The 22,517-nt window shown below is 41.2% G+C and carries 20 protein-coding genes; 7 read left to right on the plus strand and 13 right to left on the minus strand.

From position 1 onward, the window contains the following. Positions 1-7 precede the first annotated feature (7 nt). The 11 genes from QLH32_RS04175 to QLH32_RS04225 all read right to left on the minus strand — a co-directional run bounded on the left by QLH32_RS04175 (position 8) and on the right by QLH32_RS04225 (position 11,791). Positions 8-1,135, minus strand: a complete 1,128-nt coding sequence (locus QLH32_RS04175) for a sigma-54 interaction domain-containing protein (RefSeq protein WP_267979871.1) — start codon at positions 1,133-1,135, stop codon at positions 8-10. Between the two features lie 138 nt (positions 1,136-1,273). Next, complete coding sequence (locus tag QLH32_RS04180; RefSeq protein WP_283268259.1) at positions 1,274-2,296, minus strand: ABC transporter substrate-binding protein; 1,023 nt, start codon at positions 2,294-2,296, stop codon at positions 1,274-1,276. Between the two features lie 16 nt (positions 2,297-2,312). After that, a complete protein-coding gene (locus QLH32_RS04185; RefSeq protein ID WP_267979873.1) occupies positions 2,313-3,170 on the minus strand; it encodes an ABC transporter permease in 858 nt (285 codons plus the stop codon). A 39-nt stretch (positions 3,171-3,209) separates the two neighbouring features. Continuing rightward, positions 3,210-4,040, minus strand: coding sequence for an ABC transporter ATP-binding protein (locus QLH32_RS04190; protein ID WP_283268260.1), 831 nt, complete (start codon positions 4,038-4,040; stop codon positions 3,210-3,212). A 13-nt stretch (positions 4,041-4,053) separates the two neighbouring features. Further along, the gene (locus QLH32_RS04195; protein WP_283268262.1) at positions 4,054-5,124 is read right to left on the minus strand and encodes an ABC transporter substrate-binding protein; all 1,071 of its coding nucleotides are present in this window, start codon (positions 5,122-5,124) and stop codon (positions 4,054-4,056) included. 13 nt (positions 5,125-5,137) lie between these two features. Next, a complete protein-coding gene (locus QLH32_RS04200) occupies positions 5,138-5,935 on the minus strand; it encodes an ABC transporter permease (RefSeq protein WP_283268264.1) in 798 nt (265 codons plus the stop codon). Positions 5,936-5,946: 11 nt separating this feature from the next. Further along, on the minus strand, positions 5,947-6,786 hold the full coding sequence (locus tag QLH32_RS04205) for an ABC transporter permease (RefSeq protein ID WP_283268266.1): 840 nt from the start codon (positions 6,784-6,786) through the stop codon (positions 5,947-5,949). A gap of 1 nt (position 6,787) precedes the next feature. Further along, positions 6,788-8,041, minus strand: a complete 1,254-nt coding sequence (locus QLH32_RS04210; protein ID WP_283268267.1) for an MFS transporter — start codon at positions 8,039-8,041, stop codon at positions 6,788-6,790. Between the two features lie 82 nt (positions 8,042-8,123). After that, positions 8,124-9,188: an ABC transporter substrate-binding protein gene (locus QLH32_RS04215; protein WP_279958953.1), complete on the minus strand. Its 1,065-nt coding sequence runs from the start codon at positions 9,186-9,188 to the stop codon at positions 8,124-8,126. Between the two features lie 24 nt (positions 9,189-9,212). Further along, positions 9,213-10,700, minus strand: coding sequence for a porin family protein (locus QLH32_RS04220; protein WP_283268269.1), 1,488 nt, complete (start codon positions 10,698-10,700; stop codon positions 9,213-9,215). Positions 10,701-11,179: 479 nt separating this feature from the next. After that, positions 11,180-11,791 carry a LexA family protein gene (locus QLH32_RS04225; RefSeq protein ID WP_283268270.1) on the minus strand — a complete coding sequence of 204 codons (612 nt, stop codon included), beginning with the start codon at positions 11,789-11,791 and terminating at the stop codon, positions 11,180-11,182. Between the two features lie 291 nt (positions 11,792-12,082). Here QLH32_RS04225 and QLH32_RS04230 point away from each other — a divergent pair, with 291 nt between their 5' ends. Then, positions 12,083-12,313, plus strand: a complete 231-nt coding sequence (locus QLH32_RS04230) for a hypothetical protein (protein ID WP_279958957.1) — start codon at positions 12,083-12,085, stop codon at positions 12,311-12,313. A 585-nt stretch (positions 12,314-12,898) separates the two neighbouring features. Then, positions 12,899-14,017, plus strand: coding sequence for a Fic family protein (locus QLH32_RS04235; protein ID WP_283268272.1), 1,119 nt, complete (start codon positions 12,899-12,901; stop codon positions 14,015-14,017). 161 nt (positions 14,018-14,178) lie between these two features. Here the strand turns inward: QLH32_RS04235 and QLH32_RS04240 are convergent, their stop codons facing one another. Then, positions 14,179-15,591: an Eco57I restriction-modification methylase domain-containing protein gene (locus QLH32_RS04240; RefSeq protein ID WP_283268273.1), complete on the minus strand. Its 1,413-nt coding sequence runs from the start codon at positions 15,589-15,591 to the stop codon at positions 14,179-14,181. A 53-nt stretch (positions 15,592-15,644) separates the two neighbouring features. Here QLH32_RS04240 and QLH32_RS04245 point away from each other — a divergent pair. After that, positions 15,645-16,795, plus strand: a protein-coding gene (locus QLH32_RS04245) for an IS3 family transposase (protein WP_432442299.1) whose coding sequence is annotated in 2 segments (ribosomal slippage) — positions 15,645-15,885 and positions 15,885-16,795 — 1,152 coding nt in all. Because the reading frame shifts where the segments join, the coding sequence is not laid out codon by codon here. Here the strand turns inward: QLH32_RS04245 and QLH32_RS04250 are convergent. Beyond that, positions 16,782-17,648: a helix-turn-helix transcriptional regulator gene (locus QLH32_RS04250; protein ID WP_283268275.1), complete on the minus strand. Its 867-nt coding sequence runs from the start codon at positions 17,646-17,648 to the stop codon at positions 16,782-16,784. The genes QLH32_RS04245 and QLH32_RS04250 overlap by 14 nt on opposite strands. Before the next feature lie 142 nt (positions 17,649-17,790). On the opposite strand from QLH32_RS04250, the gene QLH32_RS04255 reads away from it, so the two are divergent. The 4 genes from QLH32_RS04255 to mutS all read left to right on the plus strand — a co-directional run bounded on the left by QLH32_RS04255 (position 17,791) and on the right by mutS (position 22,511). After that, positions 17,791-18,060, plus strand: a complete 270-nt coding sequence (locus tag QLH32_RS04255; RefSeq protein ID WP_283268276.1) for a helix-turn-helix domain-containing protein — start codon at positions 17,791-17,793, stop codon at positions 18,058-18,060. Between the two features lie 186 nt (positions 18,061-18,246). After that, entirely contained in the window at positions 18,247-18,861 is a 615-nt protein-coding gene (locus QLH32_RS04260) for an arginine repressor (protein ID WP_283268277.1), read from the plus strand. A gap of 38 nt (positions 18,862-18,899) precedes the next feature. Beyond that, positions 18,900-19,592 (plus strand): hypothetical protein, encoded by a 693-nt coding sequence (locus tag QLH32_RS04265; RefSeq protein ID WP_283268278.1) that lies wholly within the window; start codon positions 18,900-18,902, stop codon positions 19,590-19,592. Between the two features lie 246 nt (positions 19,593-19,838). Beyond that, complete coding sequence (gene mutS / locus QLH32_RS04270; RefSeq protein ID WP_283268279.1) at positions 19,839-22,511, plus strand: DNA mismatch repair protein MutS; 2,673 nt, start codon at positions 19,839-19,841, stop codon at positions 22,509-22,511. The last annotated feature ends 6 nt before the right edge of the window (positions 22,512-22,517 follow it).

Here is a 22,517-nt window from a genome sequence, read left to right on the forward strand (position 1 = left end):
ATAAGCATTAATTCAATAACTCTTCCAGCATGATATTCACGACTTTATCATTTCCCACCAATCCATATTTCACCAGTCTCGCCCGTACAATATTACGGCTAATCCCCAAAAGTTTTGCGGTTTGCACCTGATTACGATGGCAGTATTCATAGGCAATCCGAATGGTGGCTTCCTCAATCAGGCGATCCAGATTTTCATTTTTCAAGGCATGTGACGATTCAAAGAGATTGAGTAAAGCATGCTGCAACATTTGTTTGGGCAGTAAATCTGTCCGTGGAATGGTCTGGGTGCTTTTCTCCAAATCTGAAATTTGCCGTAAATTCAGGCTACTGGATAGAGAAGCAAAACAAAAGTCGGTGGGCTGAATCTGGTGGTTCTTGCACACCAGCAAGGCATGGTGAATCGCATTTTCCAGCTCACGGATATTGCCTGGATAGCCATAGGTCAATAGTTTCTGTACCGCACTTGGGCTTAGGCTTGCCAATGGATAACCCAGACGTTTGCAGTATTGGGCAATGAAGAAATTGGCGAGAGGTAAAATGTCCCCTGGACGTTCCGCCAAAGGTGCCACCTTGAGCAATGCCACATTTAAGCGGTAAAATAGGTCTTCCCTAAACTTGCCTGCCTGTACCGCCTCATCCAGATGAACATTGGTCGCCGCGATCACGCGGACATTGAGTTTAATGGGTTTTAACGAACCGACCCGTACAATTTCACGTTCCTGTAACACCCGTAACAGCTTGACCTGCATGGCTGGAGACAGGTCGCCAACCTCATCCAGAAACAAGGTGCCATGATTGGCAGCTTCAAACCAGCCCGCCTTACTGTTGATTGCACCTGTAAATGCCCCTTTTTCATGTCCAAACAGTTCGCTTTCAGCCAGTGATTCTGTAAATGCGCCACAATTTACCGCCACAAAAGGACCTTGAGCACGCTGACTCATCATATGCACCTGACGCGCGACCAGTTCTTTGCCTGTTCCCGTGTTTCCAATAATCAGGACACTCGCCTCACTTGGCGCAATTTGTCCAATGCGGTCTAGCAATTCCCTTGATTTTTGATCTTCAAAAACCATTGCTGTGGCACGTTCAGTACGAGTCAAGGTATGACTTTGTGGATAAGTAATGAATGACATGCATTTACTCCCCTATTTTGCTGAATGAGGAGTTATCTTGCATGACTATGGGTTTAAATAGAAATCAATAATTCACCTTTGTTATTTCCATTTATTAAAATAGAAACAAACAGCAGTTAATTAAACTAAAAATCAGTTTTAATTCAGGCTATATTCATTATGTTGATTGCTATATATCTTTTTATAATCAATCTGGTTTGGTTTTAACTGCCCCTCAGCAATCAGATTATCCACCCATATTTTAAAGTCATGCTGTTCAAATTTCCCACCTTCACTTGGTATTCCCCAATTGGTCCAGTATTTTAACATGGCATTATTTTCTGGACGTTTACGTTTTTCCAAAATATGTTCAAAGCGTGCGATCACTTCATCCCGACTGCTTTGTCTAGACCATTCAATGGCTTTGGCAATGCCTGTCACTACTTTGCGGGTGGTGTTTGGATGTTCTGCAATATAGCGATCGGCCATGACATAAGTTCCTGTGGTCAGGTCTCCAACCAAGTCATAGTCCCGATAAAGACGACGAACCCCACCACGTTCTATTGACGGGCCTGTCAAGGGAGCCAGATCAACATGCTTATTGCGCAATGCCTGCTCTGAAGAACCAGGTGGCAATACCACCAGTGTGACCTGATTGATTTCTTCGGGTGTCAGTCCTCCTTTTTTCAGGTAGGTTTTCAGCATATATTCAACCTGTGCCCCTAAAATATTGGTACCCACTTTCTTGCCAATTAAGTCGCGGGCGGAATGAATCGGGCTATTTTCCAATACATAGTAACCCGCAAATGGATCATCAAATGTGCCATAGGCCGCGATGACCACTGTTCCTGGCACACCACTCGCCACCATCTTGACGGCTGATCCTGCAAAACTTGGACTGCTAATATCACTATCACCTGACAGGGCGGACTGGATACCTTGCGGACCACCTGTAGATACGCCCTGATAATTCAGCTTGATTGGGGCGAGATAACCCAAATCCTCCGCCAGCTCCAACGGCGTGACGATCCCTGGTGAACCCAGATATTTAAACTCCAAAGATTCCAGTCCATCTGATGTCAACTGTTTTGACTCTGGCTTGGTACATCCCAGCAAAACAACCGACATGGCAATGATGCTGCTCCAGTGAAATAAATGTTTGTTCCAGTAAGGCTTTTGCATCGAGATATACTCCTGACTATCGTTCAGTTTTCCAGGCAGTTAAACGTTTTTCGATAAACAAAAGACTGTAGTTAAACAGCAAACCAACTGTCGTAATGCTGATGATGCCAAAGAACATTTCTGGAATCTGGAAGTTATACTGCGCATAGTTGATCAGATAACCCAGCCCTGCTTTTGCACCGACCATTTCAGCCGCAATCAGCATCAACACTGAAAATGAACCAGCCAAACGCACCCCAACAAAAATCGTAGGAATCGCTGCGGGTAAAATGACTTTACGGAATAACTGAATTGGGCTGAGTCCCATGGTCCGTGCCGATTTAATCAATAATGGATCGACATTGCGTACACCACTGATGGTATTCAGCAAGATTGGCCATGTGCAGGCATAGGTTACCAACGCAATTTTGGAACTTTCACCAATTCCCAAAAATAGAATAAATACAGGTAATAAAGCCAAGGCAGCAGTGTTGCGGAACACTTCCAATAAAGGACTTAAAAATTCTGAAAAACGGCTATACCAGCCAATGGCCAAGCCCAGAGGAATTGCAATGAGTATTGATAGAATAAAACCACTAAAAGAACGAACCAGACTGGCTTGTAGGTGCGTCAGCAACTGACCATTTTGAATCAGGTTCCAGCCACTCACCAATACCGTGGAAAATGGTGGCAAAAATGCTGGATCGACCAAACCAATACGCGGCGCAATTTCCCAAATGGCGATAAACAATAAAATGGCAGCCGAATGTTTAAAGCTGCTGGAAAGCCAGTTTAAATTGAGATCAGTCCAAAAAGAACTCACCTTTTGCGTGGAATGAACAGCACTGGGCTGGATTGTTTTTGGAAATGTTAGGGTATCTTTTGAACTCGACATAATGACCTCTGATTCTTTCTAATATTGATGATTGTGTGTTTAAGCAACCAACTGCTTTTGTTTTTCCTGCTCCTGCGCTTTCAGCACTTCTTCACGCAACAGGCTCCAGATCTGGTGGCGTAGCTGGCTAAACTCAGGGCTGGAACGCACATCCTCCTGGTCGCTTCTTAACTCGGCAGGAACTTCAATCACCTGCTTAATTCGGCCTGGGCGTGAGGTCATAATGGCAATGCGCTGTCCCAGATAAATCGCCTCATCAATACTGTGGGTAATAAAGATGATGGTCTTCTGTGTCTGCTGCCAAATCTTGACCAGTTCAGCCTGTAGCGTTTCACGGGTCTGTGCGTCCAAAGCGGCAAAAGGTTCATCCATCAGTAGAATATCGGGGTCATAAGCCAGACTTCTGGCAATCGCCACACGTTGCTTCATCCCACCTGAAAGTTCATTCGGATAATGATGTTCAAATTCAGACAACCCGACCAAATTTAGAAAATATCGAGCTGTTTGATAGCGTTCATCTTTGCCTACACCTTTGGCATCCAGACCAAACTCAATATTTTCCAGTGCAGTGAGCCAAGGAAATAAGGCGTATTGTTGAAAGACAATACCGCGATCCAAACCTGGCTTTTTAATTGGCTGCCCATCAATGGTAATTTGTCCTGAAGTCGGTGTGGTCAAGCCTGCCAGTAAATCCAGCAAGGTCGATTTACCGCAACCACTTGGCCCAACGATTGCCACAAACTCACCCGCTTTGACATCCAGAGATAAATTTTCAACTGCAACGAAATCTTCAGCCTGAATTTTTGCACCCTTGATTTTTTTTGCTGCAAAGGATTTATATACATTTTCAATTTTTAATTTAGTCGTCATTCGAATCTTCCTTTCAGTTTTGCTGATTTGTTGCTGCATGATTTTCATTTGCATAAGGATTGAATTGATTGGTAAATAAGCTGTCAGCATTGATCTGGTTTGGCTTGAACTGACCTTGCTTTACAAACAAATCGATCCAGCGTTGATATTGTGCTGCACTTAATAAACCACCCTGACTGACGACGCCATAGCTATGCCAGTACTGCATGAGTGCATCACTTTCATTACGTTTTCTTTTTTCAATAATGCTTTTAAAACGTGCCACGATTTCGTCACGTGGGGTTTGTTTGGTCCACTCGATGGCTTTGGCAACACCAGTCACATACTGCTTCACCACTTCGGGATGCTGCTGAATAAATTTTTCAGTAAAGACATAGCTTCCAGCAGTGAAGCTGCCATATAAATCTGTATCTGAAACCAATTTTCTTAAACCGCCACGTTCCAAAGCCTTATCCTGAAAGATAGACACCAGAGCGGCGGCATCAATCTGGCCTGCACGCAACGCCTGTTCGGTATTGGCGGGTGGCAACACAACAAACTCAACCTGCTTGATTTCATCATCGCTCAGGCCCTGACGTGCCAGATAATCTTTGAGCACAAACTCGTAATGTGCGCCCAAGGTATTCACCGCAACCTTTTTACCAATCAGATCACGCGCTGAACGAATTGGGCTATTGTCCTGAACGTAATATCCGACCCAGCTTTTATCATCACTGCCATACGAGGCCACAACAGCCTTGATCTTAATACCTGCGGCAGCCAGCTTAATGATGGCACCATCAAAAGCGGTGGCAACATCGACATCGCCTGTGCTCAACGCCTGTAAATCCTGTGGACCACCCTGAACGCTACCGACATATTTAAGTTTCAAGTCGCCTAAATAACCCAAATCCTCGGCAAGTTCGGGTAAAGACACCACACCTGTTAATGACTGATAACGTAATTCATGCACTGCATTGGATTGAGTTTCTGGGTTTTTACTACATGCCAATAAGGTAACCGTGATCAGACCGAATAAACCCAACTGAGCTGTCTGTTTAAAATGACGGCGAAAAGGCTGCCAGAAATTTTGTAATTTTTTCATCTTTATATCATCCTCAACGTCGCCAAACTAAAATGCGACGTTCAGCCAAGTTAGCGACATAATTCCAAGTCACACCAATAAAACCAATCACGATTAAGCCAAATACAATTAACCCGACATCTAAAGCTGCTCTGCCACGAATCACGATATTGCCTAATCCAACGCCATAGTTAGCTAATAGGAACTCTGCACCAATGGTGGCAACCCAGGCAAAAATCAGCCCAAGTTGTAAACCTAAGAAGATTTGCGGTGCTGCTGCAGGCAGAATCAACTTGCTCAAGGTTTGCCAGGCATTAAATTGATAGACTTTTGCGACTTCATATTGATTCAATGGAATACGGCGTACCCCATCAATGGTATGCAGTGCCACTGGGTAAAACACCGAGAGCACGATAAACAGGATTTTTGCGCTGTTGCCATAGTCTAAAAAGGTGGTAATCAACGGCAACCATGCAAATAAGGAGATTTGACGCAGCACATTAAAGCTTGGCAAAAATAAATAATTCGCCCAGCGTGACACGCCCACCACAATCCCGAAAATAATGGCAAGAACACTGCCAATCACAAATCCAGTCAGGTCACGGAATAGGCTTGCACCTAGACCTTGCCAGAACTCTTGCTGTTTAAATTGTTGAATTGCTATTTTGACCACTTCAATCGGCGCTGGAATCAACTTTGGATTGACCCAGTTAAATTTCGAGGCCAGCGTCCATAAAACAATGAAGCCAATCGGCAATACCAAGCCATAAAACTGCACATGACTCAGCTCAAATTTTTTAATTTGGTTGTTAAAATCTGTAGTAATAGACATATTCTGCTCCCCTAGAATGCACTGCGTTGCCATTGGCTAAAGAAACGCTCAACCCAGCCTAGAATGTGGTCCAGCACAAAACCCACGATGCCAATCACAATCACCGCCATGAAAATAATATCGGGTTGAATCAACTGACGGCCCCAAACAATCAGGTAGCCAATGCCCTCGCTACTTGCCAGAAGTTCGGCAAAAACCAGTGATAGCCACGCCTGCATAATGCCCTGACGCAGCCCACTGACAATATTCGGCAAGGCTGAGGGTAAAATCACCCGTCTAAAAGTCTGCCAAGGACTAAAGGCATAGACACGGGAGACTTCAAGTAAATGTGCTGGCACACTCAGCACGCTTCGGTAGGTTGCCACCAACACAGGAACAAAAACGGCAAGTGAGATTGCGGCAATCTTTAAACCCTCATCAATGCCCAAAAAGATCATGAGCAATGGAATCCAGCCAATCACAGGGAACTGGGCAATGAGGTTAAAGGTGGGATAAATAAATTTATGCGCCACACGGGACAGACCAATGACAAAACCCAGTAGCAGGCCAATGCTGCCACCTACCAACACACTCCATCCGACACGCTTTAAACTGATCAATAAGTTATCCTGCAACTCATGGGTATCAATCAGTTCCCGTGTGGTTTGCCAAACCAGTGCTGGGCTAGGCAGAATCTGCTCAGGCAACCACTGTTTCTGGAACGCATGCTGCCAAACAGCCAGGACAACCGCAGGTAAAACCAGCGCCAACACAAGACGTGCAATCCAGGCTCCCGTTTGCCTGAGATAAGGGCTTAAACTTGTCCATTGCCACGTCGGTTCATTTTCTAGTTGAGTTTCTATGGTGCTCATTTTATTGACCCTCTATTTCTGAATACATTTCAATCTCTGATGCAGATGCGGTAAAAATCTGGGTAAGCTGCTGGGCAAAGCCAATCAATCCAGCAAACAAGACCGCCGAGATCAGGAACATGGACTGTAGGCCCCAATAATGACCCAACCAGCCCCCAACGATACTGCCGAGCAAGCCACCTGCTGGACCCGCCATTGCGCTCAGGCCTGACACTTTCGCCATGCCCAGACGCTCACCGACATTGGCAAACATGGTGAAATTTACGATATGCAGCATGGCAAGACCCAAACCCAAAACCACCGACCCGACCCAGAGCAAAGCGGGTACTTTTGGCGTTCCCAAGGCAACCGAGGCAATTGCTATCAGGGCAAAACCAACCTGATAAAAACGCTTGATCCCCCAGCGTGCCAACAAAACTCCTGTACTGAACAATGCAACAACAAAAACCGCACCCTGTAATGTCACCAAGCTTGCCGCAATGGTTTCACTAAAACCAAAATCCTTAATCGCAATCACAATGATGAAGAAACCGTAGTACGCCATGACCGCATTGCTGGCCAATTCAATTAAGCTAGTACGGCGTAAGGTCTGGTCATGCTTTAGCAGGGTCAACTGCCTAGCAATTACGCTTAGGCTAAACACTTCATGCTGCTGGGGTTGCACCTGTGCTGATCCACCCAAGGCAAATGCCAAGGGAGCAAACAAGGCTGGAAGCAAAAACAGTCCCGCAATCCACCAGTACGCACCAGAAAAACCTGAACCATTAACCAGACTCACCGCCAATAATGGACCAACCAGAAAGAAACCCATCATGTGCGTTCCCCGAAACCAACCCGCCTTTGCCGCACCAATACTTTTTAAATGCTGCATATAGACCGTGTTCAGGGAAACAAAACGCATCGGCATGCACAGACCAACCAAAAACGTGCATAAAATCAGGTACCAGACCGTTGGATAAAATGGCACGGTGAGATAGACCAATGCAGCCAGGAAGCTTCCAATCACAAACATTTTCTTCGGGCCATATTTCTGTACTAAAATCCCGATGGGCAGTCCAAGAAATAAAATACCCAGACTCTGCACCGCTGCCACCAGCCCCATTTCAAACTCGGTTGCCTGTAACTGCACCGCATATAAAGAGGTGACAATTTTAGCGATGCCGATTCCCAATCCTGCACATAGCGCCAAGGCAATAAAGCCAAACACAAAGCGAAACTGGCCTAGCCCTGCTTGGGCAACTGACTGCTCAGCCATGTACACGTCCTTAAAAATGAATGAAAGCCACACATCAATCGGCTAGCTAAAGACTTTAGCTTTAGCCAACCCCTGCTCTGGATTATTTTTTACGATTACCATTGGCATCAAATTGCGGCCAGAAGTTTTCAAGTTTCAGCTCTTGCAGCGCATTGTTGAGATATTTCCGCTCAATCCATGAATCAATATCGACAGGACGGCGAATCAGCTTGTAGTCAATGGATTGCTGCACAGATTTCTTTAAGGATGTCACCGCATACTCATCAAAATATGGAGAGTTACGGTCTTTCAGCGCATAGTCATCCCAGTCTTTTTTATAATCTAAATATGGTGTGCCACTCTGTGCCCACAATTTATATTGCGTATCACGGTTCTTTTCGTCAGAACTCCATACGTTATCTTTAATAAATGTCGTGACAACACGTTGCACCGTCTGTGGATACTTCTTCTCAAAATCCTCACTTACCCACGCAACAAGTGGTCCATTTAGATTTGAATCTTTACGCACCTCTAAAATCCGCTTTGCGACCCCACGCGATTCCAATGTCCAGGGACTGGTGATCATTCCATCAATATCACCCGTTGATAAGGAGGTTTGGGCTGAATATGTATCCTGACTAATAATGCGGAAATCTTTTTCGGTAAAACCGTATTTACGCAACAGACGCCCCAGGATCAGTTGCTGGTTAGTGCCCTTAAATACCGAAATGGTTTTGCCCTTTAAATCAGCTAAACTTTTTGCCCCTGAATCAGAAGGAACGGCAAAATAAACAGGTCCAAAACGTCCAGTCACGAATAATAATTTTGATTTTAAACCTGTGGAACGCCCCACAATTGAGGGTAGATCACCATGTCCAATACCAAAATCCACCTTGCCATTGGCAAGTGCCTCATTCAATGCGGGCCCTGCGCCTGGGAAGAAAATCCATTTGACTTTAATACCATCCTTGGAAAACTCTTTTTCCAGTACACCCCGTAAGTGTGCACTTGCATAAGCACTCGCACCCACTTTAGGCTTACCCCCCACACCCGCACCTGGAACGCCCAGTCGGATCTCAGTCGGGTTGGTTTCAGCAAAAACCGAGAAGCTGGTTGCAACCAGTAAACCCGCCGCTGCACTGATCAATAAATGTTTCTTAAATGTCATGGTCTTATTACTCATATTGAAAAATTAAAAGGTGTATTGGAATTGTGCCTGCACTTCAGAAAAGTCTTTTTGGGTCGCCGTTTCGTGGTCATAACTCCAACGATTTAGCCCAAGCTGGAACTTTGTGGTTTGTGCAAAAAAGAAATTTAATCCGAGTGTGTGAATGTCAACCTTGCCCAGGCCATGCCCTGCAATACCCACTACATCAGCCCCCTTGTTCGGGTTATAAGTGTCATAGCGATAAAAGGTTTGAATCGACTTTGGCCAGAAGTCATCGAATTTCGCAGCGGATTTCACACTGTTATAAAATTGGTCGCCAATGGTATAAAACAGGGTTGCAGTATGTCCTTCCGCTTTCACCTCAGAACTTGAGCCTGTTGCAGTTGCAAAGTCACTCAGGCCCTTGACATATTCATAGGTAATCCCAAAAGGCGCATGGTTATAGTAAATATCGAAGCCCAGACGGTCATTGCGGCCATTGCCATCAACAACGGTTGCTCCAGAAATGACGTTTTTACTGCCTTTTAGGTAGGAGGCACCAAACTTCAACTCACGCAACCAGCTGGCATAGTCCACAGGCAAGGTAAAAGCGACACGTCCGATATAATCTTTCTTGTCATTGTCATCGACCTTGTTGGTGCCATTACCATTGACCACACCCAGGGCATATTCAAATAACGGCGCACGGTAATTCGATGAATAATCCACAAAAGGCTTGATATCGCCGCGAACGATCAGGCCTGTTTGACGGTTAAATAGCCCCAACTGCGCCAGACCTGTCGCAACATTAATAGTTGGACGTAAGTCCTCTGGTGATTGTGGATCGAGACCAAATGGAATTAACTGTTGACCCAAAGTTGCATTTAAGCGTGGGATTTCAGGGCCACCATTGGTTGAGGTAAAGTTGTAACGGACAAAGGCATCGGCCAGGTTCAGGTCACTGGCACTGCCCGCTGTGCCTGTACGTTTGCCATAACTAAAGGAAAGCTGATAATCCAGGTTCTTGCCTTCCTTATAGTCTCTGTACAGATTACCGCGCACCCCAAACAATGCGGTCGGAATATCAAAGGTGTTGCGACGTGGTGTAACAGGTGCGGGATTTCCCGATGCGGTATCAACACTTTGGCCTTGGGCCCGTACCTGAACCGTACCGTATAATGTGGTATCGCGGGCAGACTTTACCGTGGTTCGCTCATATTGACGTGACTGGTCATATTTGTAATTTTCCAGATCAGTACGGAAACCTGCCAATTCGCTCTGTGTGGCAAAGCTATTTTCGGTATCTTCTTGCTGAGCTCCACTTTCCTGCTGAACAGCAGTCTGCTCGGTAGTTTCACCCACTGAAGCCTGTTTCTTTTGCTTCAACACATTGACCTGTTGCTGCAAGGCAGTGAGTTGCGCCTGCAACTGTGCCAATGTGGTGTCCACATCTTCGGCGGCCTGAACAACCCCACTTCCCAGCAGTGTTGCCAAACCCAACGTAACGGATAAAGAGAGATGATGTTTTTTCACCTATAAACCCCTAAAACTAAATGCTAAAAATTGAGTACAAAAGTTCCTGACATGATTGAAAAAACAATCACGGCTAAAAATTTCAAATGAAGAAAGAGAGAAAGAATTAAGTTTGCATACAACAACGTAAAATAAACATCATGGACTCCTCAGCCTGTAAAAAATGTATGTGTAAATACTATGCTGAGTTCTTTGCAAGGGCTATGCCAAATTTTAGTTCATTGTTTTATATGATATTTAAAATATATAACGGTGTATTTATGTGTTGATGGGGTGTTGAAAAATCAGCACCCTGCTTATACAAAAACATCATATTTTTTTGTTTTTATTTCTTATTTTTAGATATAACACTGATTTCTTGGCCAGTTCACCCATTTGATTGAGCTGAAAGATGATCAAACATCATAATAAATCAGGTAGTGGCGAACTGTGTTCGCCCAAATCAATCAAAATAAAGATGCATAAAGCTGGATTTAACCTCATCGCATAGGTTTCAGGTTATAGGTCACCACGCCCCAAATCACCAGTTCCTGCCCCTCGTGAATATAGATATTTTGATAGTCTGGATTCTCAGCCTTTAACCATACTTTGGGTGGACTAAAATGATGGTCAATCATTAAGCGCTTAACGGTAAAATCATTATCAATCAATGCAATCACAATATCGCCTGACTTTGCTGGAATACTTCGGTCAACCACCAAGGGATCATCAATATCAATCCCAGCATCCAGCATAGACAGGGAATTTGCTTTCACGATAAACGTGGAATTTTCATTGCGAACTAAAAACTGATTTAAATCCAGAGATTGCTCCACATGGTCCTGCACAGGTGATGGAAAACCTGCTGCGACACGTTCTGTTGCCAGTGGAATGTGATAGATTCGATCATTCTGGGCTTGTACATTCTGAATTTTTAATGAGGATGTCAAATCTGTACGTGTACCTGTTTTGACATTATTCAGTAACCAGTTTTTGATAAAATCAACCTGAGACTCAGGAACACGGATCACCTTGGTGGGTTCATTAAACTGTGCCTTACGCCCAGCATTGGTTCGCGCACCACCATGCTCAAATTCAGTTTTTTTAGACATAGCTCCCCCAAACCCAGATAATTAAACGATAATTTAATTTAACTTGAAAAAGTTACAAATTCAAGTTGACGTACATAAAATTTTGCATAACAATAAATTTCATAGATCAGATTTTAGCTTGTTTCACTTAGACAAGGATGTACAACAAACTAGAATTTATGTTTTAAATGAATAACTTATATTATCAACCAACCTGTTAAATAATATTAAGTTATTGATCTAATTCAATATCACACCTGATCTTCAGCAGTTGGGTTTTATTCAAATATTTTTGATGTGGAGACATGAAAAATGAACAATCAACGTGATGCTATTCTTGGCTATGCTGATGAAAAACATGCTTACTTTATTCGCCTGATTGAAAACAATATAGTGCTGGGCAATAGTTATGGACTGTTTTGTGAAAGCCCAAATAGTGAGGCAGCAGAAAGTATTATGACCACCCTATTTCTAAAAAAATCCTTTTGGCTGAATGGCTCTGAATTTAACGATATTGTCAAAGGTCTCAACCCCATTACCTAATGATATAAATAAGTGGCATGACTTTATTCTCCCAGAACCTGCATGCAAAATTTAATTTTGGAAATAATGCAGGTTCTTTTTTTATTATTTCTAAATGGATACCAATTTATGAAGAAACCAACCCTAAAAACATTATACCCTCTCATACATTGTTGGTTCAATTTCACTATTAAAGAAAGGTATACTTATTCAGAGATTGAATCAGGTTTACACGACTTTTTAGTTTAGCCAAAAATTCAAAACTTTTAACTATCTATATTTATTTTAAGTTCAAGGATTTAACACGCATGAATAGTGACACAGTTATGGCTGATCTTTCATCCCATACGCCGATGATGCAGAAATACCTTTACATTGATTTATAAAATAATTTTTCAATAAAACCTTAAAACCTACACAACAACCTACACTTTTTCAAAATCATTAAAACAACCTATACCATCGTTTTTTATGCCAACCAAATAAGCAAGCAGATTGAATAATTAGATGAGCTGAATCACAATTTTATTTGACTCATTTAATGAGTCGAATATACACTACAATCTGCTCACTCCTATTCTTCACTATTTCAGGAAATGACCAAATATGTATGATGACTGGATTTGGAAACAGCCTAACTGGACAACCTTTACATGGAAAGATGAAAATATTCTTCCACTCACCAGACACATTCATCAAAAAATTGGAATCCTGCTTGGACAAAGCCAGCATACCCCCGAAAAAGAATACCTTACATTAGACAACCTGATTGCCAATCTTGTCTCATCCTCAGCGATTGAAAATGAAACTCTAAATGTTTATTCGCTGCGTTCATCTCTGGCAAAACGTCTAGGTGTCTCGCTGGAGCAACCCTATCCAAGTTCTGAACGTTCAGATGGTTTAGCCAATATCATGCTGGATGCTTTAAATAACTTTGAACAAGACCTATCCGTCGAAAGATTATTCCAGTGGCACCAATGGCTATTTAATGAAACTGACTGGACGATGCAGCGTATTCGAATTGGGCAATTACGTGGACATGAACCCATGCAGGTTGTCTCTGGGCGCATGGATTACCCTACTGTGCATTTTGAGGCTCCACCGCGAGATGGTTTAGAGCAACGCGTGGATGAGTTTATTCAGTGGTTTAATACCAGCAGAACCAATACCCTGCTTGACCCACTGATTCGGGCTGGAATTACTCATTTATGGTTTGTGACACTGCATCCTTTTGATGACGGTAATGGACGTATTACCCGTACATTGACTGACTTGGCTTTAGCCCAGATGGATCAGCAGAGTATCCGCCTATATGCAATGTCACCTGTCATCCTGAATAAGCGTAAGAGCTATTATGAAATTCTTGAAGCTACCCAAAAAGGTGGTTCTGATATTACGGATTGGTTGCTTTGGTTTTTACAGGCACTTAATGAAAGTCTTGAGCAGACATTAAAGCGCATTGAAAGGACACTTTTAAAAAGTACATTTTGGCAAATTTTTTCAGAAGTGGATTTACATGAGGGACAGCGCAAGGTTTTAAATCGACTGCTTGATGGTGGAGAGAATGGCTTTGAGCATGGAATTAGTGCTTCACAATATCAGAAAGTGGCTAAAGTAAGTCGGGCAACTGCCACTCGTCATCTTACCGATCTATTAGAAAAAGGCTGCATTGTGAAGCTTGAGGGTGGTGGGAGGAATACGAGGTATCAAGTTAAACTGTTATAAAAATACTCGATATCAAGAAATCTGTTAGAATATAAAAAATTTTAATTTACTTCTATGAAGATAAATAAATGTAAGTTAAATAAAAAAATCAAAGAAAGCTTCTTGAGTTTTTTCACAGTGACCACTGCCAAGACAGTAACCAATTTAGTAGGTATTCAATCTTATCTATTATAGCTCCAAAAATCTAGATTTATACCATATAAGCTCTCTATAAATTCATTTAACTTTTCTTGTTCAGCTCCACTCAATAAAAACTCTTTTTGCTCTTCATTAAAATGATATATACCAAATGATTTAATATAGTTTTTACTTAAGGAGAAGTAACCAGAACCATATGGTTTACTAGTATTAACCACATAAAACCAAAACAGTCTTGTAGACATTAGTACTTTTATTATTTCTAAAGTTTCTCTATCATCAGAAAGAATTGCCAACCCATTATGAAAGAGTAAATCTTCCTGATCAGAAATAATATAATTAGGAATTTTGGGAGTTATATGAGGAAAAAAAAACTTATAATTATATCTAACCATTCCCTGCTTTCGACCATAAGCATACCATTCTTCATACTCCCTTTTGCCTTTATCACGATTTGCTAGTTCTTCTTTATATTTCAATAAGTATAGATATGCATTTGGATAATATTCTTTAAACTCCTTATTTAAAATTATCTGTGGACTATTATTCCTGTAATAATATGGGAAAATAATCTTTTTTTTCAATTCACCAAGATCCGTAACTTCAATGAGTTTATTAGGGTTAATTATATCAACACATATAGCTTTTTCCACTCGTGAACCACAACTGAGAATATAATTATCTTTATCCTCCGAAATATAATCTATAATATAAATATTATTTTTCAAAGTAGCAATACCATTATTTATCTTATATATTTTTTCAAGTGGAGTACCTACTTTCTCAACTTTGTTAACTATATTATCATGGTTCAAATTCCATCCACCCAGATGATTCATTGAGTTATATAATTTTTTAGAATATTTAGCATTTTTAAGCCCAACAATATCATCAAGTTTTCTATAAAAAAAACTATCCGAATGCACTTTCTCAATAAAGCAAATACATGTATATGTATTTCTTGATAAAAAAACTTGAATTGAACCAAAATCAGTTATAGATAATTTATACTGTTTCTCTCCCAAATATTTTCTTAAAGCTCTACCATTTATGGACTTAAAAAAAGTATTCATCGTAATAAAACCAAGTATTCCTTCATCCTTTAAAATAGTAAGACCTATTTCAAAAAAAGGAATATATAAATCAGGATGACCAGTGTTACAAACTGTCCAATTTTTTAATAACTTTAATGATTCATTTTCTATATTTCGTGATGTAACATAAGGAGGATTACCCACAACCACATCAAAACCATTAAAATTATACAATGCTTCATTCCAATTAAAGTTTAGTGCATTGCCAGCAAAAATATTAAATTCAAAATTAAGCCTATCTTCTCCATAAGTTATAGCAAGAAGATTTAATAAAATTTTAGTTCTTTCTACTGAGTAGTCTTTTAGATCTAAGCCAAAAATATAATTTTTATGAATAGCCACTAATTTTGTAGACACCTTTTAGTTAGATAAAATGGCTAATAAACGAGGTGCTTATGAGCAGTAGCAAACGATACCCTGAAGAATTCAAAATTGAAGCAGTAAAACAAGTGACTGAGAAAGGTCATAGTGTGGCTGAAGTTGCCTCACGTTTAGGTACAACCACGCATAGCCTATATGCTTGGATTAAGCGTTATGATCCGCAGCAGCCTAATATCACAGAATCTAATGATCCAAGTGTAGAACTAGCAAAGCTAAAAAAAGAACTGCAACGAGTTACCGAAGAAAGGGACATTCTAAAAAAGGCCGCGGTGTACTTCGCAAGCCAGTCCAAATGAGGTACGCCTTTATTCAGGACAACCAGCGTATCTGGTCGATCCGTCGCTTATGTTCAACTTTAGATGTCCATCACAGCGGCTATTACGCTTGGTTGAAGCGTCCCTATAGTAAGACTTCTAAGAGACAGGAACAGCTTGTAGGTCTCATTAAACAGTTTTGGTTGGAATCTGGTGGAGTTTATGGTTATCGTAAGATTTACTGTGATTTGAAAGATGTTGGTGAAAGTTGCGGAATTAATCGAGTACACCGACTCATGAAAGCGAATGGCCTAAAATCACAGCGTGGTTATCGTAAACCTAGAGTTCATGCAGGTATTCCATCTGTCGTTGCTGCAAATACGTTAGATCGGCAGTTTAACCCAGCTCATCCCAACCGTTTATGGGTTACTGATATTACTTATATTCGTACTCATGAGGGATGGTTATATCTTGCGGTAGTGATTGATTTATTCTCACGCCTTGTGGTTGGCTGGTCTATGAAATCAAGAATGACTACAGAACTAGTTTTAGATGCATTATTGATGGCTTTGTGGCGAAGAAAACCAGAGAACAAAGTGCTGATTCATTCTGATCAAGGTAGCCAATACACTAGCTATGAATGGCGGACATTTCTCGAACATCATAATCTTGAAAGCAGTATGAGCAGACGAGGAAATTGTCATGATAATGCTGTTGCCGAGAGCTTCTTTCAACTACTAAAGCGAGAGAAGATCAAGAAGAAAATTTATTCATCTAGAGCTGAAGCACGATCCGATATCTTTGAATATATTGAGATGTTCTATAATTCAAAACGAAGACATGGTTCTAATGGTCAACGTTCTCCATTAGATTATGAAAAGACCCATCAAAAGATGGTTATATGTGTCTAGAATTTTGGTGGCTATTCAGACTGACAATTTTTAGATGAGGAATCCAGTAACGTATCAACGGTAAAATCTGGGTATGATGCGTAATTCGACTAGACAGTAATAAGCCACCATCATCCAGTTTTTTAATGACTTGTTGCTCAGGCAAAAGTGGTCTTTGCTGAAAATGCAAAGCGACATCAGCATGCACAGTTAAAATAATTTCCTGCTTCTCCTGACCAAACCAGATACTTTCTTCATCCTCTAGTTGAGTCAAAATTGCCGCATCAGGTTTAAAGCCTAAAAGTTCATGAGGGTGTGGCGATAATTCAATCCGACTTAAACGATAGGCACGAAGTATATTTTTCCGTGCTGCTGCCAAATACCAACAGCCATGATGATGAACTAATTTATAAGGCTCAACCACACGAGGTTCACCTTTATAAAGAAAACCGATTTGTTGATGCTTACGAATCGCTTCACCACATACTTCAAATAAGGTTTTAAACTGTGAAGCATCTTCAACGAAATAACCCTTAGCATCATAAACACGACTATCCAGAAGCTCTCGAATAAAGGAAACATCAAGATTTGGATATAAATGCCGAATCCCAGAAATACGGGCAAAAGACTGAATATCTTTTAATTTCAACTTACCCAAATAGGTTGGGTCTAAATAAAAATATTTCCCCTCTTTTTGAATAGGTAAATTGCAGTTTTCCAGTCGAACTAAATCACGTCGAATAGTTTTTGGGTGGGTATCATAGCTTTCTGAAAGCATATTGATGGTTAATTTTTCCCCTGAGTTTAGCCTTGTAAGAATATCAATCAAACGATTGGCTAAAGTCTCATTCTTATTTTGGGTATCCTTTTGCATAACAACCTGCGATTTTTATTTCTAAAGTTACATCAATTATTCATTTCTCAAGAGACAGGTTGTGTCCATTTAACGATATTTATTTGAACAAAATACATTTTCCTATTTTGGTCAAAAATGAAATATATCATAAATATGCGTGATGACAAGAAGTATCTATACAGACGAAATGCTTGCCTTACAGGACTGGCTTAAAAGCCAGCGTAAGTCACAAAATCTCACCATGCACAATCTTGCTACACGTATGGCACGACCCCATTCATTTATATATAAAGTTGAACAAGGTGAACGCCGTTTAGATGTCATTGAATATATCTGGTACTGTACTGCCCTCGGTGTTGATCCTCATGCTGGCCTTGATGCTGTACTAAAAAACCTACCCTCATCTACTGGTTCAGCCACTCAAGATTAATCATCCTATCCTACCATTGGGACAGGTTGTGTCCCTTTTTTAAAAAAGGATTCATTTTTTATGCTTTGATATTATAAAAGAAAATCATCACTCAAGTACGTCAAACTACGACCTACTCAATATTTTATCCTCTTAATTTTATTTAAAAAAATAATTACACTCAGTAAAAAGTTATTTGAGTTAGTTATGAGTCAGCCATCATCCAAAGTACTCACTCGTCAATGGAAAATTATTCAATTTCTATTAGAAGAGACTTATGTCACCACTGCTGATATTGAGAACCACTTATATCAACAAGGGATAGAAACAGCACAGCGTACTATTCAGCGTGATTTAAATTTACTGGAAAAGATATTTCCTCTGGAATGTCGTCGTAACTGTATGCCGCATAACTGGCGATGGAAGAAAATCGAAACAGTAGTTAAAGGTTTAACACTCTCCCAAGCTGTCATTCTGCTTCTAGTTCATAAAGAGCTTCGGGACGTTTTGCCTACACATATGCTAACAGAACTCAGCCCTTTATTTGAAAAAGCCAGATTGATTACTTCTGATACAGTCATGCAAAACAAAGAGCAAAGTATTATTGATATTTTAAATCCCCCTTCTGGAAATTTTGGTGTTATTCAGCCTTCTGTTTTTGGACAACTTATCCATCATCTTAGTGGTAAAGTGAATGAAATATATCGAGATGCTTTAAACCTGGATGAGAAAGAAGCTAAAAACTTATTAGCACAACTTGCTGTCGTTTTAGAAACACACGAATTGCCTGAACTGGCTCAGGCAATCAAACAGCAAAAATAATTCTAATTAATCCTACATTCAAATTGGATACATATCCCATGCAAAACAATGAAATAAGCTTAAATGAAAACCTTATCATTTATACCCATACTACGATTAATCTTAATTTCTTTAATCCAACAGTAGAGCATCTGTGCCCTTTAAACATGGTGCAAAAGCCACTATCTGCTTTAGCCTACTCTCAGACTGATAAGATTGTCATTATCATTGTAGATGACTTGGCAGAATTAACTACAATTCCTATTGGCTGTGAACACAGCATCGTGATTACAGCCAAAAATAATCTCAGCTCTTTACCTGAACATTTATCTGATGCCATAATTTATCAGCAAACATCCAGTGAAAACCATCAACAGGCATTGGAAAAGGTTTTTCATGCGTTAATCAAAACCTATTTCTCACCAGAGTTGTTTCTCGAACCAGCCGATCTTTACCAGTCAGATGCTTTTGAAAAAGGTCAACATCGTATCAATATTCATTCGTTACAAGAACAACAGTTAATGAATGAAAATGTAAGACCGTTATTTAGCCCTATTGAGAAAGATAATACAGTGATACTCAATTTCAATCTGCATCAAGCTTCGTTCTCACTTGATAAAATTCAGGATTTAACTGAAATCATTATTGAATACTTGGGTGAAAAGTTTGATGGGGAAATCTTCTATAGTTGCAATACTACATCCGAAGCAGAGCAACCCAATTTGATTTATCTGAGCTATTTATCAGTTTAAGCAATACGAAAATGTAAAGGGCAGATCATGAGTAGATGCCCTTTTTTATGCATATAGAAAATACATTTTTATGCCCAAATCAATGCGCTCTGTCTGTGATATGGCTTATTCAGTTTTAGTACAAAAAAAGATACACTTTTTTCAGGAATAGAACCCGTTTAGATATAGACTATGGGTCTTGGCGAAGTCGCCAGATTTTGAAATCTTTCCCCCTATTTATTGTTTAAATTTAAGGATTTTATATACGTGAATAGCACAGAAAAAATGGTTGATCTATCTTCGTTGACTCCAATGATGCAACAATACACCACAGTCAAAATGGATTATCCACATGCGCTATTGTTCTACCGTATGGGCGACTTTTACGAATTATTCTTTGAAGATGCCCATCTTGCTGCCAAACTATTAGGCATTACACTGACCCATCGTGGTAAAACCAATGGCGAACCAATCCCAATGGCGGGCGTACCTTATCATGCTGCAGAGGGATATCTTGCCCGTTTGGTTAAAGCTGGTCGTACTGTTGCCATTTGCGAGCAGGTTGGCGAGGGCGAGAGTGCAGGCTCTCGCGGTAAAGCACCAATGGAACGTAAGGTTGTTCGTATTCTCACTCCAGGCACATTGACTGACGATGCCCTACTCACCAGTTACCAGTCGTCAAACCTTGTGGCGCTGTGTATTCAGCAAAATAAGATTGGTTTTGCCCTACTTGATTTAAGTGCGGGTATTTTTAAGGTTCAACAACAAGACTACAAGCCTGAACAGCTTCCTATTGAACTTGCCCGTTTGATGCCAAGTGAAATCTTGATTGATGAAGACCTGATTGACCAAAACATCATTGAACAGATTAAGAAAAATCTGGAATGTCCAATTACCAAACGTCCAAACGTTGATTTTAACTTAAATAACGCACAAAAGACCCTATGTGACCAATTTGCGGTTTCGACCTTGTCAGGTTTTGGATTGGACCCAATTCCACTGGCAAAAGCAGCGGCGGCGGCATTGATTCACTATGCCAAAGAAACCCAAAAAACAGCCTTGCCACATATCCGCTCCATTCAGATTGAGCAAAGTACCGACTTTATTGCGCTTGACCCAATTACACGCCGAAATCTGGAAATCATTGAACCCCTGTTTGATCATGGAACATCACTGTTTCAACTGATTAATGACTGTCAAACAGCAATGGGCGGACGATTACTGAGCCGAACGCTGATGCAACCAATTCGTGACACAGCGGCTTTAGATGCCCTTCTTGATGCCACTGAACAACTATTAAAAGGCTATCATGAATCACCTGTGCGGTTAGTATTGAAAGAAATTGGAGATATTGAGCGTGTGTTAAGCCGTGTTGCGCTTGGCAGTGCGCGTCCGCGTGATTTAGTCCAGCTTCGTCAGGCATGTGCACAAATTCCTTTTTTACGTCACGCTTTAACACCTGTTTTAAAAACACAGCAATCCAGATTATTGACTCAACTTGATCAGGAACTTGGCGATTTTAAAAGCCTACACCAGCATTTAATGGCGGCGATTGTTGAGAATCCACCTGTGCTGTTGCGTGATGGCAATGTCATTGCTGAGGGTTATGATGATGAGCTGGATGAGTTACGCAAAATTCGTGATCATGCTGGGCAGTTCCTGATTGACCTGGAAATTAAGGAACGTCAACGGACAGGCATCAATACCCTAAAAATTGGCTATAACCGTGTCAGTGGTTATTATATTGAATTGACACGCGCCCAGGCTGAGCAGGCACCTGCCGACTATATTCGCCGTCAAACCTTAAAAAATGCCGAGCGTTATATCACACCAGAGCTCAAGAGCTTTGAGGATAAGGTACTTTCGAGCGAATCTCGTGCATTGGCGCGTGAAAAACTCCTATTTGAATCATTGCTGGATGAGTTGCGCCAAAACATTGCCCATCTACAAATGATGAGTGCGGCAATTGCCCATATTGATGTTCTCGCCAATTTTGCCCATCAGGCACGTCTCAATAACTGGGCTCGACCTGAATTTACCCCAGAAACCAGTATCAGGATTCAGGGTGGTCGCCATCCTGTGGTTGAAGCCTTAAATAAGGCACCCTTTACACCAAATGATACATTTCTTGATCCCCAGCATCGTATGGCCATTATCACAGGGCCAAACATGGGCGGTAAATCAACGTTCATGCGTCAAACAGCACTGATTAGCCTACTTGCCTACTGTGGCAGTTTCGTACCTGCAAAATCTGCGAAGCTGGGTTCGATTGACCGTATCTTTACCCGTATTGGTTCAGCCGATGACCTTTCTACAGGTAAATCCACCTTTATGGTGGAAATGACGGAAACCTCGCAAATTCTGCACCATGCCACCAGCCAATCTCTGGTATTAATGGATGAGGTTGGTCGTGGCACCAGTACCTACGATGGTTTATCTCTGGCTTGGGCATGTGTGCTTGACTTGACCAAACGTGTGAAATGCCTGTGCCTGTTTGCAACCCATTATTTTGAATTGACTGAACTCGGTAGTGAAGCAGGTATTGATAACTATCATGTTACGGCGCAGGAATTAAACGGCAATTTAATCTTGCTGCATAAGGTTCAACATGGCCCAGCAAGTCAGAGTCACGGTTTGCAGGTGGCAAAACTGGCGGGTATTCCAGCCAATGTGATTAAAGAGGCACAAAAACGTTTAAAGATTCTGGAAAAGCAACAGCACCAACATTTGCAAAATACTATACAGACTGATTTATTCAGCGCAATTGACAATGAAATCGAAACCCACGTTGTTGAGCACATCATTGAAGTGCAAGCCCATTCACCTGCACTGGAGTTGTTACAAAACATTGATGTTGATGAATTAACACCACGTCAGGCACTTGAACAGCTTTATCAATTAAAGGCATTATCCAAGACAGCTCAAACTGTTGAGAGCTAATCCATC

The sequence above is a fragment of the Acinetobacter corruptisaponis genome (assembly GCF_030053775.1).
GTDB lineage: Bacteria > Pseudomonadota > Gammaproteobacteria > Pseudomonadales > Moraxellaceae > Acinetobacter > Acinetobacter corruptisaponis.